Annotated in this window: 11 protein-coding genes; 10 read left to right on the top strand and 1 reads right to left on the bottom strand. The window is 60.2% G+C overall.

Annotation, left to right across the window (positions count from 1 at the left end):
- Positions 1-261: 261 nt before the first annotated feature.
- The 4 genes from CQ017_RS04320 (at position 262) to CQ017_RS04335 (ending at position 5,021) form a co-directional block, all read left to right on the top strand.
- Positions 262-1,995, top strand: coding sequence for an ABC transporter ATP-binding protein (locus CQ017_RS04320; RefSeq protein WP_105552675.1), 1,734 nt, complete (start codon positions 262-264; stop codon positions 1,993-1,995).
- Positions 1,996-4,089 (top strand): ABC transporter ATP-binding protein, encoded by a 2,094-nt coding sequence (locus tag CQ017_RS04325; protein WP_105552676.1) that lies wholly within the window; start codon positions 1,996-1,998, stop codon positions 4,087-4,089.
- Positions 4,090-4,293: 204 nt separating this feature from the next.
- Positions 4,294-4,809, top strand: a complete 516-nt coding sequence (locus CQ017_RS04330; RefSeq protein WP_146113349.1) for a hypothetical protein — start codon at positions 4,294-4,296, stop codon at positions 4,807-4,809.
- 8 nt (positions 4,810-4,817) lie between these two features.
- On the top strand, positions 4,818-5,021 hold the full coding sequence (locus CQ017_RS04335) for a hypothetical protein (RefSeq protein WP_105552678.1): 204 nt from the start codon (positions 4,818-4,820) through the stop codon (positions 5,019-5,021).
- Positions 5,022-5,377: 356 nt separating this feature from the next.
- Here the strand turns inward: CQ017_RS04335 and CQ017_RS04340 are convergent, their stop codons facing one another.
- Positions 5,378-5,671, bottom strand: coding sequence for a DUF4287 domain-containing protein (locus CQ017_RS04340; protein WP_105552679.1), 294 nt, complete (start codon positions 5,669-5,671; stop codon positions 5,378-5,380).
- A gap of 319 nt (positions 5,672-5,990) precedes the next feature.
- Between CQ017_RS04340 and aqpZ the strand changes: the two genes are divergently transcribed.
- The 6 genes from aqpZ to CQ017_RS04370 all read left to right on the top strand — a co-directional run bounded on the left by aqpZ (position 5,991) and on the right by CQ017_RS04370 (position 18,900).
- Positions 5,991-6,743 carry an aquaporin Z gene (aqpZ, locus tag CQ017_RS04345; protein WP_105552680.1) on the top strand — a complete coding sequence of 251 codons (753 nt, stop codon included), beginning with the start codon at positions 5,991-5,993 and terminating at the stop codon, positions 6,741-6,743.
- A gap of 150 nt (positions 6,744-6,893) precedes the next feature.
- The gene (locus tag CQ017_RS04350) at positions 6,894-7,667 is read left to right on the top strand and encodes a CPBP family intramembrane glutamic endopeptidase (protein ID WP_096286147.1); all 774 of its coding nucleotides are present in this window, start codon (positions 6,894-6,896) and stop codon (positions 7,665-7,667) included.
- Between the two features lies 1 nt (position 7,668).
- Positions 7,669-8,853 (top strand): MFS transporter, encoded by a 1,185-nt coding sequence (locus CQ017_RS04355; RefSeq protein WP_105552681.1) that lies wholly within the window; start codon positions 7,669-7,671, stop codon positions 8,851-8,853.
- 150 nt (positions 8,854-9,003) lie between these two features.
- Positions 9,004-10,449, top strand: a complete 1,446-nt coding sequence (locus tag CQ017_RS04360) for an APC family permease (RefSeq protein ID WP_105552682.1) — start codon at positions 9,004-9,006, stop codon at positions 10,447-10,449.
- Between the two features lie 209 nt (positions 10,450-10,658).
- Positions 10,659-11,981, top strand: a complete 1,323-nt coding sequence (locus CQ017_RS04365) for a YjiH family protein (protein ID WP_105552683.1) — start codon at positions 10,659-10,661, stop codon at positions 11,979-11,981.
- A gap of 1,081 nt (positions 11,982-13,062) precedes the next feature.
- Entirely contained in the window at positions 13,063-18,900 is a 5,838-nt protein-coding gene (locus CQ017_RS04370) for an SdrD B-like domain-containing protein (RefSeq protein WP_181150496.1), read from the top strand.
- The last annotated feature ends 116 nt before the right edge of the window (positions 18,901-19,016 follow it).

The raw sequence follows: 19,016 nt of genomic DNA on the forward strand, positions 1-19,016 counted from the left end.
TGATTCAGCGAGCTCGCCGGGCAGGCCGAGGGCCTCATTCGGGCGCATTCCGCTGTTAGGTGCACACGCTACGATCAACGCCACCATGCGCAGATATTCACCGGGAATTCGGAAAAATTTAATGATTGGCAAAAATCAATCGCAAGGATGATATTCACTGTCGGTAGCACGGGTTAGACTGACAATCGCGCTCGAAACACCCTGCCTTTAATCCGAAGGTGCAGGATGTTTTCGGTGCAGATGGAGTAAGGACAATACCTCATGCTTCTGAAGATCATCCTCAGACACAGCAAACCCTACGCCGGTTGGATAACCGCCGTAGTCATCTTGCAGCTGGCCACCACGATAGCCACGCTGTACCTACCAAGCCTGAACGCCAAGATCATCGACACCGGTGTGGTCAACGCCGACGTCGACTACATCTGGCGAACCGGTGGAATCATGCTCGTAGTCGCCTTCATACAGGTTGCCACGGCGATCGGCGCCGTGTACTTCGGGGCCAAGACCTCGATGAGCGTTGGCCGGGACATCCGTCAGTCGGTCTTTGAGAAGGTCTCCACCTTCTCCGCTCAAGACGTGAACAAATTCGGTGCCGCCACGCTGATCACGCGCGGCACCAACGACGTGCAGCAAGTCCAGATGCTCACCTTGATGGCGTTGAACTTCATGATCACCGCACCGATCATGTCCATCGGTGGCGTGGTCATGGCCATCCGCGAGGATCCGGGGTTGTCCTGGCTCGTCTGGGTTGCAGTTCCCCTGGTGCTAGTTGTTGTAGGCATCCTGGTGATCAAGCTGATGCCGCTGTTCCGCGATATGCAGAAGCGCATCGACGGGATCAACGGCGTGCTGCGCGAGCAGATCACCGGCATCCGCGTGGTGCGTGCCTTCGTGCGCGAGCAGCACGAAACCGAACGCTATGCCGATGCCAACCAGAAGCTGACCATCCTCGGGGTTAAGGTCGGCAATCTCTTTGTGTTGATGTTCCCCGCCATTTCGATGATCCTGCACCTGTCCACCGCGGCCGTGCTGTGGTTCGGAGGGCATCGCGTGGACAACGGCCAGGTCGAGGTCGGTGCGCTGACCGCATTCCTGCAGTACCTGCTGCAGATCCTGATGGCGGTCATGATGGGTACCTTCATGGCCATGATGGTCCCGCGTGCAATGGTTTCGGCCGATCGCATCGGCGAGGTGCTCGACAGCGATCCGAGCATGGTCGACGCGGCGAACAATGGCGTCGCACTGCCCACCCCGGGCACCGTTGAATTCCGCAACGTCAGTTTCGGCTACCCCGGTGCGGACGCCCCGGTGCTCTCCGACGTATCATTTCTCGCCAAGCCCGGTGAGACTACCGCGATCATCGGGTCCACCGGCTCGGGCAAGACCACCTTGCTGAACCTGATCCCGCGGCTCTACGACGCCACCGAGGGAGAGGTGCTCATCGGCGGCATTCCGGTGCGCGACCTTGGCCGCGAGCTGCTCTCGGAGAATATTTCGGCAGTTCCGCAGCGCCCCTACCTGTTCTCCGGAACCGTGGCAAGCAACCTGCGCTTCGGCGCGCAGCAAGCCACCGAGGAAGAACTCTGGGAAGCGCTGCGCATCGCCCAGGCAGATGATTTTGTCGCCGCCCGCGATGAGAAGCTCGACTCGAGGATCTCCCAGGGCGGCACCAACGTCTCCGGCGGCCAGCGCCAGCGCTTGTGCATCGCCCGCGCGTTGGCCGCGAAACCCAATACCTACCTCTTCGACGATTCGTTCTCCGCCTTGGATGTGAGCACCGACGCCAAGCTGCGTGCGGCGCTGGACGAACCGACCAAGGACGCCGCGGTAATCATCGTTGCCCAGCGCGTGTCAACCATTACCGGGGCAGACCAGATCCTGGTGCTGGAGCATGGGGCGATCGTTGCCCGAGGCACTCACGAAGAACTTCTTCAGTCCTCGGAAACCTACCAAGAAATTGTTTCATCCCAGCTCAGTGCGGAGGAGGTGGCCTAAATGGCAGCGAAGAAAAAAGGCGGCGAGAAGCTCGCCGAAGTCGATGCGGACCTCGCCGAGGTAGACGAGTTCGAGGTGGCCGCGGCCTCCGGAGGCTGGGAGGAAACCCCGGTGCGCAAGGCCGAGCACTTCTGGCCTTCGGCCAAGCGGCTCATCGGCCTGATGGGCCCCTACAAGGTGGGCATGAGCGTGGTCTTCGCGCTGATCACCGTGTATGTGGTGCTCTCGGTGATTGCACCGCGGATCCTGGGCCGCGCCATGGACGTGATCTTCGCCGGGCTGATCGGCAAGGACATGCAACTGCCCGCGGGAACCACCGCCGAGCAGGTCATTCAGGGGATGCGCGATGCCGGGCAGGACTCCCAGGCGGACATGCTCTCCCGGGTGGAATTTGTCCCCGGGCAGGGCATCGATTTCGCCCAGCTCTCGCAGTACATCCTGATCGTGCTGGCCATGTACTTCGTGGCCTCGATCTTCTCCTGGGTCTCGGGCTGGCTGTTGAACAAGCTAGTCATGAAGGTGGTCTACAACCTGCGCAAGGATGTGGAAGACAAGATCAACAGGCTTCCGCTGAACTACTTCGACAGCCGGCAGCGCGGGGACATCCTCTCCCGCGTGACCAACGACGTGGACAACATCCAGAATGCCTTGCAGCAGGCGCTGAGCCAGCTGGTCCAGGCGCTGATGACCGTCATCGGCATCGTGATCATGATGTTCGTGGTCTCCTGGCAGCTGGCGCTCATTGCCCTGGTGGCGCTGCCGCTGTCCGGCGTGGGCGCAGGCATTATCGGCTCCAAGGCGCAGAAGCTGTTCACCGCGCAGTGGAAGAACACCGGTGCGCTCAACGGGCAGATCGAAGAGTCCTTCTCCGGCCATGAGCTGATGAAGGTCTTCGGCCGCGAGGACGACATGGTGGAGCGCTTCACCACGCGCAACGAAGAGTTGTACAAGGCGAGCTTCGGCGCGCAGTTCGTCTCCGGCATGATCATGCCGGTGATGAACTTCGTGTCCTACCTGTCCTACGTGGGCATCGCGGTAGTCGGCGGGTTGCGCGTGGCTTCCGGGTCGATGTCCCTGGGCGATGCCACCGCATTCATCCAGTACTCGCGAGAGTTCACCCAGCCGCTGGGCCAGATTGCCGGCGTCGCGAATATGCTGCAGTCCGGCGTCGCCTCGGCCGAGCGCACCTTCGAACTGCTGGACGCCGACGAGCAGGATCCAGAAGATGCCCAGCGCCAGCTTCCGGAACGCACCGACGGGCACGTCTCCTTCGAAAATGTGAGCTTCTCCTACAATCGGGAGCAGCCGCTGATCGAGGACCTGTCCTTCGAGGCGGACCCGGGGCACACCGTGGCCATCGTCGGTCCTACCGGCGCGGGCAAGACCACGCTGGTGAACCTGGTGATGCGGTTCTACGAGCTGAACTCGGGCCGGATCATGCTGGACAACGTCAACGTCACCCAGCTGTCCCGCGCGGATCTTCGCTCGAAGGTTGGCATGGTGCTGCAGGATGCGTGGCTGTTCGGCGGATCCATTATGGAAAACATCCGCTATGGCCGGCTGGACGCCACGGATGAGGAAGTCATCGAGGCCGCGAAGGCGACCTTCGTGGACCGCTTCGTGCGTGCCCTGCCGGACGGTTATGACACGCTCATCGACGAAGAGGGCACCAACGTGTCCGCCGGTGAGAAGCAGCTGATCACTATCGCCCGCGCGTTCGTGGCGAACCCTTCGCTGCTGATCCTGGACGAGGCTACTTCGTCGGTGGATACGCGTACGGAGGTGCTGGTGCAGCGGGCCATGGCGGCGCTGCGCAGCGACCGAACCAGCTTCGTGATTGCCCACCGCCTGTCCACCATCCGTGACGCGGACACCATCTTGGTGATGGAAGCGGGCAAGATTGTGGAGCAGGGCAACCATGAGGAACTGCTGGCTACCCAGGGTGCTTACTACAACCTGTACCAGTCGCAGTTTGCCGGGCCGGCCGAGGATGTGGATGCGAATCCGGATACCGCCGCGGTTCCGGTCACCGGTGGCGTACCTGTTGCGGGCGCCGTGACGCCGGAAGCTACCGGCAAGGACGAGAAAAACTAGGTCGTCGCACGGAGCAGGTGGCCCATTTCCTCGAAGGAATTCTTCGGAGAAATGGGCCACTTTTCTTATGGGAAAATCCGCTAACAGGGCCTGATGGTCGGGGCTTGCGTGTGGGTCTGGCGTCCCATCGTTGGGTGTGCCGCGCGTTGGGCCGTCTCACAACGCAGCGCGCCCCCGGCCTGCAGCGGCTCGCCGCTGGTACTGATGCCCCAGCCGCAGCCCAGCGCCGTGAGCAGGGTTGCGACTGAGTCATCGGCAAAGGAGCTTACCTGCTATCGCTTACTGCTTCGCCGGTATCCAGGCAGCGCCGGTTGCCAGCTCGAAACCCATATCCGTTCAGGCTGCTCGCCATCCCTTTCCGCACCGAAGCAAGCCGAACTGCTCAGTGGCCAAGCCGAACGCTTGTGTGCCGAATCGATTCGGGAATTAGGACCAAAGCTGGCCAACGATAAAACTCTGGATGCGGTGATCGTGGCAGCCCAAGGCAATAAGCGCCAGTGGGTTTCCCCGCCCGGCGACGAGTTCGCGGATCAAAAGACCGAAGGGTTTACCGCCCTCTGGAGTTCATGGACCGACAAGGGCAAGATAGTTGCGGTTTTGCAGGAAGTTCCTCGACTTGGCAACAAGAATGTGCCCACATGCGTGGCCGCGAATCCCAATGACCCGCAGTCTTGCTCCGTTGCTCGCGTCCAGGGGGGCTATCCATTCGGCACAACCTGAAGAAGGCATTGGACAGCGAAACCGTTCCGGAAGGTATCGTTCATGCTGACCTGACGAACGGTATCTGCACCGCGGAGCGTTGCTTTGCGGTCATTGGCTCTTTGCTTACCTACTTCGACCAGTCGAATCTGACTCAAGATTTTGCTCGTTCGCTCGCTCCCGAGCTCGGCAAAGAACTAGCCAAGGATCCGCTCATCGCCGCAGCCAAGTAGGTTCTCGTTCATTTGGCTAGGCCAGTAAAGGAAGAATCAACGAGTTGAAAACGCTTCTCGCGTAAATTCCGAAAGCTAGCGGACTTGCTGCGGTGCTCAGCGATTACCGAGACGCAGCTGCACAGGTCATTGGCTAAACCGCCGGAATTCTAGGCGTGGCAGGATTCAGCAGACAACACCGGGCTGAGACCGGCGGATTCATGTCAGCTTGGTTGGTTCCTCACCGGTAAAGACCGAAAGCTGCGTATCTGCTCCGCGAATTCGGATTTCTGTCCGAGCTTTGCTTCGAGTGAAAGCTCGCGCTGCGGCCCTTCGACTTCCCGGCGTGCTCCAGGGCTTTGGAGAGAATGAGTTCATTAAGTGGCGTTTGGGTTTGTAGCTTTGCCATCCAGCCACAATGTATTACTGGCATCTGCGTGTACTCCGCCGCTAGCAACATGCTTGTCGCTGATTTGTGTACCTTTGGTGATCACATGAACCATGGCCATGGCATGGCCGCGCCCCAATCCATGTTCTTCCTTGAGCCACTGGATAATCGGAGTCGCTTTGGTGGCGGAACCGAATCCACGATCTGTTGCCTGTGCTAACAGCTGCCGTGGGGTGAGCCCTGTCTTGGTTTCAATCGTATCGAGGTAGGCCTGAAATGACATGTGGTTGCCTTCGCAGTGAAGAGGAACGTGGGTTATCAACCTATACCGAGGAAATATGGACGACAAGGGCTAAGCCAACAGTTCGCAGTCGTTCCTCAGAACATTGTGCGCGCTTTTTGATCGGTTCATAGCATTTCCTCTTGGCATCGTCCTCCGCAACTGTTGCGCCCAGGCCAAGGGGCCGCGCCACCGTATCAACGAATTCTGCTGGTGCACCAGAACGATTCGTAGATTTTTTGCCAATTGTTTCTATAATTTGTGCAGACCAACGCATAGACTGTGGCTATCTGGCGGCAATTCCTCCTAGAAAGAGACAAACATGTCACAGTCATCATCACCCACCATGGGCTCGCGGTTGACCGCAGAGTTCCTGGGCACTTTCGTTCTGGTCTTCGGCGGATGCGGTTCGGCGATCTTCGCCGCCCAGGTCCTCGACGGCGACACCATCAATATGGGGATCGGTTTCCTCGGTGTAGCCCTTGCCTTTGGTCTGACCGTGCTGGTCATGGTCTACGCCGTAGGCCATATCTCCGGTGGGCACTTCAACCCAGCGGTCACCCTGGGCGCTGCACTGGCCAAGCGGGTGGAGTGGAAGGCGGTTCCTGCATACATGATCACCCAGGTCATCGCCGCTTCGGTGGCCGGCGCCGTGCTCTTGGCCATTGCCTCCGGAAAAGACGGATTCAACGCCGCCGAGTCGGGGTTTGCCTCAAACGGCTATGCCGACCGCTCGCCGGACGGCTACTCGCTGGTCTCCGCGCTGGTTGCCGAGATCGTGTTGACCGCGATCTTCCTGTACGTGATTCTCGGATCAACCGACCGGCGTGCGCCGGCAGGTTTCGCCGGGGTTTCCATCGGCCTGTCGCTGACCCTGATTCACCTGATCTCCATCCCGATCACCAATACCTCGGTCAACCCGGCTCGGTCCTTGGGTGTTGCCTGGTTTGCCGGGCCGGAAGCACTCGGCCAGGTTTGGCTGTTCATCGTGGCCCCGCTGATCGGCGCGGCCATTGCCGGGGTGAGCTACTCGAAGATCTTCTCCGATCTGGTGACCGCCGAGGCAGCGAAGTAACTCCTCGAATTACACCGGCCGGCCACACCAAAGTTTGGTGTGGCCGGCCGGTGGCGTTTGCGGGTAGATTGAGTCGCTTTTCATAGGAATCAACGGCGAACCCAGGCCGTGAATGCAAGGGGCGGTGCGCTCACTGGATAGGCTAGGAACATGCAGCAGCCCCCGCCCTACCCACAGCAGTATTTCCTGCCACGCCGCAAGCAACGGGTATTCGACCCCGGAGCGATGACCCGCGGTGACTGGTGGACGGTGGGTTCCTACATCGTGTTCTTCGTCTTCGGCGGAGCGGCACTCATTGGGCTGATCCCGGGCTACTTCACGGCCTTCGAAACCGAAGAGCAAGCCCTCTTCGGAATCAATCTGATTCTCTACACCAGCTTCTTCATCCTGGCGATGGTCCAGTGCGGAGCGCACTTCTTCGACTCCTTTAAAACCATGAAGTACTACCCGTGGGCCAAATGGCTGATGCTTCCCGGTGGTTGGCTGCTGACGATCATCTTCTCCGCCATCGTGACAACGATCTTTGGCGGACCGCAGATCAGCGAAAATCAGGAAGCCTTGCAGGGCATGACCACCGCCGTCCCGCTCCCGGTGATGTTCGTAGTCACCGCGGTTTTCGGGCCCTTTGTCGAAGAGTACCTCTTCCGCCACCTGCTGATCGGCAAGCTTTCGCGCAAGCTCAATATCTGGGTGTGCGCGCTCATTTCCACCCTGGTTTTCGCCGGAATCCACTTCCTCAATGGAGGCGGAATCTCCTCGATCGTCCAGGTTCTGCCCTACCTGATGCTCGGCATTCTGATGTCCCTGGCCTACATCCTTTCGGGCAAGTCGCTGGCCTACGCTTACCTGCTGCATTTCATCAACAACGCCATGGCCCTGCTCATGCTGTACTTGGTCTACCCGCTGCTTCCGACCGGCGTCTAGGTTGAGTTTTACCGGGCACGAACCGCATTCGGTTCCCTACCGCGGCATGCTGCTGGCCCTGTTCGCCAGCGGCGTTGCCACCTTCTCCCAGCTCTACTCGGTGCAGGGCCTGCTGCCGAGCATCGCCGGTGAGCTGAACATCAGTTCATCCCAGGCGGCCTTGACCGTCTCCGCGGCCACCCTTGGCCTGGCGCTCGCCGTCACTCCGTGGGCCATCATCTCGGACCGTATTGGCAGGAGGCGGGTCATCGCGATTGCGTTGCTCGCCTCGGTGGTCCTCGGCCTAACCAGCTCCATGATGAGCGGTTTCGAACCGCTGCTCGTGGTCCGCTTCCTCGAAGGCATTGCGCTGGCCGGTGTTCCGGGCAGCGCCCTGGCCTACCTTGCCGACGAGCTGACCCCACGCGCGGTTGCCCTGGCCAGCGGTACCTACATTTCCGGCACCACCCTTGGCGGGTTGGCCGGACGCTTGGTGGCCAGCTGGGTGGGGGAACCAGCCGGATGGCGTTGGGGCGTCGCAGCGGTCAGCCTTATGGCGGCCGTGGGCACGCTGTTCTTTCTGCTCAAGGCCCCTGCAGCGCTCGGATTCATCCCGACCGAGCAACGCGGGCTGCGACCGATCCTCGGCAAATTCAAGCGGGCGCTCGGCGGAGGCATGCCGCTGCTCTACCTGCAGGGCTTCTTGCTGATGGGCGGATTTGTCGCCGTCTACAATTTCCTGGCCTTCCGGTTGGAGGCACCTCCATTCATGGTGCCGGTGTCGCTGGCCTCCCTGGTCTTCATCGCCTACCTGTCCGGGACCTGGTCTGCGGTGGCCAGTGGCCGACTGGTCACCAAAATAGGCCGGCGCGGGGCGCTGCTGCTGAGCATTGTGCTGAGCATGGCTGGACTGCTGCTGACCCTGCCCGGAAACCTGGTGGTGATCATCGTGGGGATGGTGATCTTCACCGCTGGTTTCTTTGCCGCGCATGCGGTGGCCAGCGGTTGGGTGCCGTTGCTTGCACCCGCCACCCGGGCCCAAGCCGCGAGCCTCTACAACCTCTTCTACTATGTGGGTTCTTCGCTGCTCGGCTGGCTGATCGGGGTTCCCTTCATGCACTACGGCTGGACCACGTTAGTGCTGTGCGTGGTGCTGTTGCAGATTCTGGCCGTCATCTTCGCCTTGGCGCTGAAACACAAGAAGTAATCCGGAGTATCAAACCTCCGTTTATCGCGTTTAATCTACCGTTCACCGCTTGGGGTTACCATGATTTTGTGAGCTGTGGAATGCGCGCCTGTGATGGGCCGGACAATGGCTAACGATCCTTACTTCGTTCCATCAACACGGAAGTGCAACATGAGCAGAAATACCGCCGACTCATCGGCATCGCCAACCACCCTGGCGAAGACCTTAGGCAACTGGGACGCGCTGGCCCTGGGCTTTGGCGCCATGATTGGTTTCGGCTGGGTAGTGCTCACCGGAGGCTGGCTTGATAACGCCGGCACCATGGGCGCCATCTGCGCGATGCTCGCCGGTGGCGCCATCATGGCCATCGTGGGCCTGACCTACGCCGAACTCACCGCGGCTATGCCCAAGGCCGGTGGAGAGCACAACTTCATCCTCCGCGCCTTAGGCGCGCGCACCTCGTTCATTGGCTCGTGGGGGATCATCGGCGGTTACGTGACCATCGTGGCCTTCGAAGCGGTCGCCTTCCCGCGGACCGTGGAATACATTTTCCCCGGCATGAGCCAGATCCCGCTGTGGACCGTGGCGGGGTTCGAAGTGAACCTCACCTGGGCGCTGGTAGGTGTGGCCGCCGGCGTGCTCGTCACCTGGATCAATATCCGTGGCGTGAAGCAGGCCGGCATTGTGCAGACCTTCATCGTGCTCTTCCTGCTAGCCATCGGCGTGCTGATGATCTTCGGTTCGGCCACCAACGGTTCGGCGGAGAATATGGAGCCGTTCTTCACCCCGGGCATGAGCGGCTTCTTCGCGGTGCTGGTGGCCGTGCCGTTCCTGTTCATCGGCTTCGACGTGATCCCGCAGTCGGCCGAAGAGGTGAAGATCCCGGCCAAGCAGATCGGCAAGCTGGTGGTGATCTCCGTGGTGCTGGCGACCCTGTGGTACGTGATGGTCGTGTTGACCACCGCCTCGGCCATGCCTGCGGACCAGCTGGCCGGCGCAGACATTGCCACCGCAGATGCCTTCGGCGCGCTATTCAATTCGGAGATCATGGCCAAGGTGCTGATCGCTGGTGGCCTTGCCGGAATCCTGACCTCGTGGAACTCATTGCTCCTGGGCGCCTCGCGGCTGGTCTACTCGATGGCGCGCGGCGGCATGCTTCCGGCCTGGTTCGGCGAGCTGCACCCGAAGTACCAGACCCCGGCCAATGCGCTGATGTTCATCGGCGGGATCTCCTTGCTCGCTCCGTTCTTCGGAGCCGAGATGCTCGGCTGGCTGGTGGATTCCGGCGCCCCGAGCATCATCATCGCTTACTTCCTGGTCTCGGTGACCTTCTTGATCCTGCGCCGCCGCGAGCCGAAAATGGATCGCCCGCTGCGCGTGGCGGGCAAGGGGCGCGGAGGAGAAATCATCGGCTACGCCTCGGTGCTGTTGACCGCGGCCTTGTTCATGCTCTACATGCCGGGCATGCCCGCCTCGCTGAGCTGGGAACCGTGGGTGATCTTCGGTGCCTGGTGGGTGCTGGGCGCGGTGTTCTTCGTCAAGGTTCCGGGCGGCATCAAGCCGGGCCCGCAGGCCGAAGAGGAAATCCTGGCACGAGTTGCGGCGCGCAGGCGCTAGAAATCACCACAATGCCAATGGCCCAGGGCGCACCCAGCGGGGTGCGCCCTGGGCCATTTCTCTGCAGCCTCCGGCTTTGCCCGCAAAGTCTGGGGTCTCGGACAGTTGGTGAGCTGCGGGTCACATTTTCGAAGCTGAATCGGGTGTTATTGATACTTGACCCGAGGCAGCCGCGTGCTTCCCTCCAGCCAACGAGAAACAGGTCTGCCATGGCATCCGAATCAGTGACTACGCAACCCGCGCGGTTCTCCCACGTCACCAAGTTCATCGTCTTCAGCCTCATCGGCATCGCCATGTTTTTTGTGCCGATTACGCTCAACGGCACAAGCACGATTCCCCTTGACCATCTGGTGACCTTCATCCGCAATTCGCTGGGGCCCGCGGTGCCGTTCTACATCCTGGCGCTGCTGCTGGCGGGAACCATCCTGCCGTTCAGCAACGGCGGGTGGAAGGCCTCGAAGCTGCGCATGGTTTTCGCCTTCGCCAACGTGGTGGGGCTCGCGGTGGGCGCGGTGCTGATCTTCGGCGGGGGACCGGGGTGGCTGACCGAGGAGAGCATGGGCCCGTTCCTGCTCAATAAGCTGGTCATCCCCGTGGGGCTTATCGTTCCCATCGGCGCGATCTTCTTGGCGCTGCTGGTGGGCTACGGGCTGATGGAATTCCTAGGGATCTTCTGCCAGCCGGTGATGCGCCCGCTGTGGCGCACCCCGGGACGCTCCGCGGTGGACGCGGTCGCCTCCTTCGTGGGCAGCTACTCGCTGGGATTGCTGATTACCGACCGGATGTACCGTGGCGGACGCTATACCGGGCGCGAGGCGGCCATTATCGCCACCGGCTTCTCCACGGTCTCCGCCAGCTTCATGATCATCGTGGCCAAGGCGCTGGACCTGATGGAGCATTGGAGCCTGTACTTCTGGCTCGCGCTGGCGGTCACCTTCACCGTCACCGCGATCACCGTGCGCATTCCGCCGCTGAGCAGAATCAAGGATGAGACCTATCTGGGCGTCGAGCACCTTGCGGAGCAGAAGATCTCCGGGCGGCGCGCGGCCACCGCGTGGAAGGAAGCGCTCGCCGCGGTGGGCCGCGCCCCGAACTTCGGCAAGAATATGCGGGACAACATCTGGGACGGGCTGAAGATGGCCATGGCCATCCTGCCTTCGATTCTCTCCGTCGGGCTCGCCGGGCTGCTGCTGGCCCGCTACACCCCGATTTTCGACTGGCTGGGCTACCTGTTCGTGCCGTTCGCCTGGGTGGTCGGCCTGGAGGATCCGCTGCTGGTCGGCAAAGCCTCGGCGACGGGCATCGCGGAGATGTTCCTGCCCGCCACGCTGGCCGCCGGGCATGAGTCCATCGAGCTGCGCATGGTGGTCGCGATCGTCTGCGTCTCGGCGATCATCTTCTTCTCCGCGCTGGTTCCCTGCCTGCTGGCCACCAGCATTCCACTGCGCCTGCGCGACATGGTCATCATCTGGTTCATCCGCGTCGCACTGACCATCCTGATCGCGACCCCGCTGGTGCGTCTGCTGCTGTAGCTCAGCCAACCAGTTGTGATTCCGTGACGAGTTGGACGGCTATCAGCCCGGTGAATCTCCATCTGCTAGCCCCATCTTTTCAGCGTTGGCCATGGGTGGCTAGTCAATCTGTCTTTTCTGCTCGGACTGAGAGGTCAGTTTGCAATCCGAGGCGGCAGAGGGAGCACGGTTGCGGGACCGCGGACGCTCAGCATGAAGACCTGAGCATCTGGTGACTTAGGCAGGAACTCGGCTCGGTGTTTCCTACCGGTCGCAACCGGTTTTCGCTAGCTCGCCTGTTCCCGTATCGATATCGAAGAACATGTACGGGTCGGCATTGCGGTAGGCGAAGCTTTTGAATGGTGTAAGGAACGGACCCCACACGTCCGGAATGTATGCATAGTTTCTCGGACAGCGTGCCGTCGTCTGCGTTTTGGAATGCGCGAGTTTGAACGAATCGGGTAGCTCTCGCGCGGTTATTGGACTGTTTGGGAGCCCAGGCGGTGGGAGTCGCGTGGAGGGGGTGCCTCATTGATCTTGACATTCAAAAGGCAGCTGCAGCGTCTGGTGGATCGATCAGGTCTTGTTGATAACTGCGGAAATACGTCCGACTGAAGAAGGCACTGGCGGTCCGATTTGCTTTTGCCTACGCGTTCCAAAAGCTAACCTGACTGTCCACTCAAACGCACATGGCTTCTGTGGAAAAAGAAATAAATCTACGGATCGGGATTATGGAGATTCGGGGTACTGTCATGCAAACTATGGTGCATCCAGGCAATGACCCTTCAGTCGTCAATGGAAAATACACTAGTCAATCCCCCTTTAGTGTGCTGTATCAGCCAAAAGGAGTACAGTCATGAAATTTTATAGAAATACTTAGCTTATTCTCAGAAACCCCTTGTTTTGGCATGAACCACCGAGTTGAATGTATGAGGGGGCCTTGGGGGTGTAATGCAGTATCGCCAATATACAAGGAGGGCTTTCCATGCGACGTACAGTTCGCAAGAGGAACGTACCTGCAGGAAACGCGGCGTGGTGGCGTAGACCGTTAGCCTTAGGGGTTGCTTCAACCCTTGTGGTGTCGAGTTACGGATTACCGGCCATGGCAGATGTCAACACACAACCGGACGAACTAACCGAATCCGCTGCGAGTATCGTCGACCTGAGTCTCTTGGGTACCGAACTCGCGGGTGGAGGGCAAACCCGGGCACTGTATCCAAGTGGCCCAGGAACCGATGAAGGCGGACTTGACGTCTCCCTGCTGCAGAATGAACTTCTGGATCTCGGGCAATTCCCGATCCCAGTAGATCAGTTCATTAACTTTGGCGAACTAGGTGCGCTGGTATCTAGCGCAACCGCTACAGATGCCAAGAACGGTGAAGCGATCTCCGGCGTAGCGGGAGCTGACGGAGCGATCACCCTCGACGGGGCTCAAGGAGATTTTGGCGTAGCCCGAATCAACTTGCTTGCACTCTTTGAGGAAGCTGGGATCGATGGATTGACCAGCCTCGCCTTGAGCAAGGCAGAACTCACTGCAGGCGCCGGTGGCGCCTGGGTCGAGGCAGTCGACGGAGTATTCCAAGACCCAGATGGATTCGGCGGCAAGGGCCAGTATCGGGTGGCGGAAGCCAACCTGGAACTGCAGTCGCCAGCGGTCGAAGAGATGGCCTCTCAGTTGTACGATGCCATCGGCACGGTCGATACCACGCTGGAAGACACCATCAATGGGTTGTCGCAAATCACCGACCTGCTTGACGTGCTTAGTGCACTCCCAGTGGGAGCGACTTTTGATCTCACGGTCGATTCCAACATTCAGGACGAAGTGTTCAATGAGCTGCTAGCGCAGCCAATCACCTCGAAAAACGAGGTGCTGAGCATCGATCTGAGCACCGGAACCGTTTACGTGGATCTGGATAAGGCCTATTCGGGCGAACGCCCAGTGGGTATGGACCTGCCTGATGGCATTAACAACCAGGCTCCGAACACGGAACTGATCACCACTGACCTCTACCCGATCATCGCGGAAACCATCCACGACTTGATCGAAGAGGTCGTTGCGGTAGCAACCAACGCGATCGAAGGCGCGATCTCCAGTATCACGCTGACCGTTGATGCTTCGCTTGACACACCATTGGGTGGCGCCGAGGCGTCCTGGACCGTTAACCTCGGTGGCGAAGAAGTTGCTCCGGTAACTTGTACCCCATCGGGTGCTGGCGGAGCGGTTGCTTGTGCCACCCTGGAAGCGGCGATGAACACGGCAGTGATCCCGGCGGTCAACACCGCGATCATTCCGATTCGCGACTTCTTGGTGGGCGATGGCGGGCATGCGATCTATGATCTGTTGATCACGGATATCAAAACCAATGCGATGACCGTGCCAATCCGTACGGTATTGGAACCAGTGTTCACCTTGGCGCAGCAAGCAGTTTCGCTGCAGCTGAATCGACAGGTAGAAACTACCTGTGAAGCGCCAGACGGCACGTTAGTCGACAGTCTCGAAGTTTCGGCTTTGAGCTTGGGCGTTGTGCAGGCAGTTGACGCAGGTCGGTTGAACTTGGGCTCGGCCGGTGTGCGTATGGGCGCTTGCGCCGCGGACATCAACCCGGCGATTACCGTCAACCCGGGAGAGGTTCCAGCAGGAACCTCGACCAACGTTGAAGGAACCGGCTTCACTCCTAGCGGCGATGTCGAGCTTCAGCTGGTTGATGCTGAGGGCAACCCAGTGGGCGACCCGATCATCGTTCCTGCAGATGCCAATGGCGATTTCCCGTCCACCGAGCTACCGGTTGACGCCACTGTTCCTCCCGGAACTTACGATGTGCGTGCCACCGATGTCATCACCGGCACTCCGATCACTCAGCCACTTGTGGTTATTGAACCGGATGCGCAGGCGTTGAACCTCGGTCTGGATCCGCCAACCGTTCCAGCAGGTGACCCAACCAACGCAACCGGTTCCGGATACACCCCCGAGGGTCCGGTAACCGTTCAGCTGATCGATCCGGCCGGTAACCCGGTTGGCGATCCGATCATCACCACCGCAGACGTCGACGGAAACTTCACCGTTCCCGTCCCGACCCAGGCTGACGCTCAGCCAGGCGACTACACCGTTCGCGGTACCGACGACACCACCACCAACTCTGCTGATGCAACGTTGACCGTGGTTGAAGCGGGCACTCCGATCCTCACCGCGGATCCGGTCTCTGTTGAGTCGGGTCAGGCGACCGATGTGACCGGTACCGATTTTGCACCGAATGACACCGTGACTGTTCAGTTGGAAGATGCTGCTGGTGCACCTGTTGGTGACCCGGTAGAGGTTCCTACTGATGAGAATGGTGCATTCACCACTCCGTTGACCGTTCCTGAAGGAACGACTCCGGGTGACTACACCGTCAAGGGCACTGATACTCAGGGCGGCGAGGCTACGACTCCGCTGGCCGTGACTGAGCCTACTGGTGGTAATGAACCATCGATCACCGCGGATCCGGTCTCTGTTGAGTCGGGTCAGGCGACCGATGTGACCGGTGCTGATTTTGCACCGAATGACACCGTGACTGTTCAGTTGGAAGATGCTGCTGGTGCACCTGTTGGTGACCCGGTAGAGGTTCCTACTGATGAGAATGGTGCATTCACCACTCCGTTGACCGTTCCTGAAGGAACGACTCCGGGTGACTACACCGTCAAGGGCACCGACGCAGATGGTGGCGAAGCCACTACTCCGCTGACCGTGACCGATGGCAGCACCGGTGGCAGCGACGGTTCGATCTCGGGTCGTACCTGGGTTGACACCAACGAAGATGGTTTGCAGGATGCAGGCGAGTCCGCCTTAGGTGGCATCACCGTCAACCTGCTGGATGCCGAGGGCAACCCGGTCAATGGTGCAGATGGCAACGCCACTAGCACCCTGACCGATGACAACGGCAACTACACCTTTACCGACCTGTCGTACGGCGAGTACATCGTCGAGGTCATCAAGCCCGATGGCACCGGGTTCTCCCCGGTCAACGTGGGCGACGATGCAACTCTCGACTCCAATGTGAACCCGGATAACGGCCGCACCGTTGCACTGGCATTGACCTCGGAGGCTCCGGCCGCTGAGAACATCGATGCCGGCATCACCGGTGTTGTGTTCACCACCCCGACCGTGACCGTGGATCCGTCCGAGGTTGCGCCAGGTGAGGACACTCAGGTCACCGGTGACGGCTTCAAGCCGAACTCACCGGTTGAGGTTCAGCTGCAAGACGCCGATGGCAACCCTGTGGGCGAGCCGATCATCGTCGAAACCGACGAGAATGGCCACTTCACCACGCCGCTGACCGTCCCCGAGGGCACCACTCCAGGTGAGCTCGAGGTAGTGGCAACCGATGAAGATGGCGGCAGCGACACCGCTCCGCTGAATGTCATCGCCGGTAACGGTGGCGACAACAACGGTGTGTTGGGCGACCGTGTCTGGCGCGATCTGAATGCCGACGGCATCCAGGATGATGGCGAGGCCGGCCTGGCCGGTGTCACTGTGAACCTGCTGGACGCCGAGGGCAACGCGATCGAGGGTGCAGACGGCAATGCCGTGAGCACCGTAACCGATGAGAATGGCAACTACCTCTTCGAGGCCCTGGCCCACGGCGACTATGTCGTCGGGTTCGTGGCTCCGGAAGGTGCCTCCTTCTCGCCAGCCTTGGTTGGGGATGACCGTGCGGTTGATTCGGACGCCCAGGAAGATGGCCGCACCGCGGTTGTCACCCTGACCGCCGAGGCTGCTGCGGATCTGACCATCGACGCCGGTGTGGTTGACGCTCCGGCAGTGACCGAACCGACCGTGACCGTGGATCCGTCCGAGGTTGCGCCAGGTGAGGAAACTCAGGTCACCGGTGACGGATTCGATCCGAACACCGAAGTTGAGGTCACCATCGTTGATGAGAACGGCGATGTTATCGCCGGTCCGATCACCGTTGAGACCGACGAGAATGGCCACTTCACCACCCCGATCACCGTTCCGGAAGGCACCACCCCGGGCGAGTACGAGGTAGTGGCCGAGGACGAGAACGGCAACACGGATTCCACTCCGCTGACCGTCATCGATGGCAACATCGGTGGTGGCGACGGTTCGATCTCCGGCCGCACTTGGGTCGATGCGAACAAGGATGGTTTGCAGGATGAAGGCGAGTCCGCCCTGGGCGGCATCACCATCAACCTGCTGGACGCCGAGGGCAACCCGGTCAATGACGCAGATGGCAACGCCATCAGCACCGTAACCGATTCCAACGGCATCTACGCCTTCTCGGATCTGGTCGATGGCGAGTACATCGTCGAGGTCATCAAGCCCGATGGCACCGGGTTCTCCCCGGTCAACGTGGGAGACGATGCAACTCGCGACTCCGACGTGAATCCGGATAACGGCCGCACCGTTGCACTGGCAGTGACCTCGGAGGCTCCGGCCGCTGAGAACATCGATGCCGGTATCACCGATGTTGAGTTCACTTCCCCGACCGTGACCGTGGATCCGTCCGAGGTTGCGCCAGGTGAGGACACTCAGGTCACCGGTGACGGGTTCGATCCGAACACCGAAGTCGAGGTGACTCTGGTCGACGAGAACGGTGACGTGATTGCCGGCCCGATCACCGTTGAGACGGATGAGAATGGCCACTTCACCACTCCGCTGACCGTTCCCGAGGGTATCGAACTTGGTGAATACGAGGTAGTGGCCGAGGACGAGAACGGCAACACGGATTCCACTCCGCTGACCGTCATCGATGGCAACATCGGCGGGGGAAACAACGGAAAGATCGGTGACTTCGTCTTCAACGACGCCAACGGCAACGGACTGCAGGACGAAGGCGAAGCCGGCGTTTCCGGCATCACCGTCAACCTGCTGGACGCCGAGGGCAACCCGGCCAATGATGCAGATGGCAACGCCATCAGCACCAAGACCGCAGAAGACGGCAGCTACTGGCTGCAGATGCTGCCGCATGGTGAGTACATCGTTGAGTTCGTGGCTCCGGAAGGTGCCTCGTTCTCCCCAGCATTGGTCGGCGATGACCGTGGTATTGACTCGGATGCTCAGGAGAATGGCCGCACCGCGGTTATTGCACTGACCGCCGAAGCTTCCACGATCAACACCGTAGATGCCGGTCTGACCGGTTTGGGTGGCGATGGACAGCATGATCCAAACATCACCGTTGATCCGAAGGACGTCGCCCCGGGTGACGAACTGGACGTTCACGGCGAGGGATTCCCTCCGAACACCGATATCATCGTCGAGATCCGCGACAAGGACGGCAACGTCATTGAAACCGTGGAAACCGAAACCGATGATCAGGGCGAGTTCGATGTGAAGATCACCGTGCCGGAAGGAATCGAGAACGGCGAATATGACGTTCACGCCTACGACCAGGACGGCAACGAGGACAGCGAGCGCATCAACGTCCAGCAGAAGCCGGTCGACACCTGCGAAGCCGAACAGTCCCTGACCGTTCAGCCTAACAAGGTCAAGGGCGGCGAGTCGATCAAGGTCATCGGCAAGGGCTTCACCAAGGGTGAAACCCTGACCCTGATGATCAACTCAATCGACGGCAAGGTCGAGGTAGCGGCGAAGGATTCAATCCCCGGCGCCCTGACCATCACCGTGGATGAGAACTGCTCCTTCGAAATTGACATCACCATCCCGGAGAACACTCCGGAAGGTGATTACGAGGTCATCGTGAATGACGAAGACGGGAAGAAGCAGGATTCTGCTCCATTCACCGTCATCGGCGACAACGACGGCAGCGGCAATGGAGATGGCAACGGCAACGGAGACGGCAACGGAAACAACAACGGGGACAACGATAACGACGGACTGGCTAACACCGGTGCACAGGTTATCGCCTACTCGCTGCTGGGTCTGCTGCTGCTCGGTGCAGGTGTCTTGCTGACCCTGAACCGCCGCCGCGCACACAAGAGCTAGCAACTGGTAGCGGAACACGCCTGGTCATCTAGGGGTGTTCCGCCCACCGGCTAGTAACATCACATAGATGGGGGATCTCTTTATAGAGGTTCCCCATTTATGTGTCTGAACTACAA

The sequence above is a fragment of the Arthrobacter sp. MYb224 genome, from assembly GCF_002975455.1.
In the GTDB taxonomy this organism is placed as follows: domain Bacteria; phylum Actinomycetota; class Actinomycetes; order Actinomycetales; family Micrococcaceae; genus Glutamicibacter.

Coding starts and splice junctions, on each gene's coding strand:
- CQ017_RS04320 (WP_105552675.1), top strand. CDS start 262: ATGCTTCTGAAGATCATCCTCAGACACAGCAAACCCTACGCCGGTTGG.
- CQ017_RS04325 (WP_105552676.1), top strand. CDS start 1,996: ATGGCAGCGAAGAAAAAAGGCGGCGAGAAGCTCGCCGAAGTCGATGCG.
- CQ017_RS04330 (WP_146113349.1), top strand. CDS start 4,294: ATGCCCCAGCCGCAGCCCAGCGCCGTGAGCAGGGTTGCGACTGAGTCA.
- CQ017_RS04340 (WP_105552679.1), bottom strand. CDS start 5,671: ATGTCATTTCAGGCCTACCTCGATACGATTGAAACCAAGACAGGGCTC.
- aqpZ (WP_105552680.1), top strand. CDS start 5,991: ATGTCACAGTCATCATCACCCACCATGGGCTCGCGGTTGACCGCAGAG.
- CQ017_RS04350 (WP_096286147.1), top strand. CDS start 6,894: ATGCAGCAGCCCCCGCCCTACCCACAGCAGTATTTCCTGCCACGCCGC.
- CQ017_RS04360 (WP_105552682.1), top strand. CDS start 9,004: ATGAGCAGAAATACCGCCGACTCATCGGCATCGCCAACCACCCTGGCG.
- CQ017_RS04365 (WP_105552683.1), top strand. CDS start 10,659: ATGGCATCCGAATCAGTGACTACGCAACCCGCGCGGTTCTCCCACGTC.
- CQ017_RS04370 (WP_181150496.1), top strand. CDS start 13,063: ATGGCAGATGTCAACACACAACCGGACGAACTAACCGAATCCGCTGCG.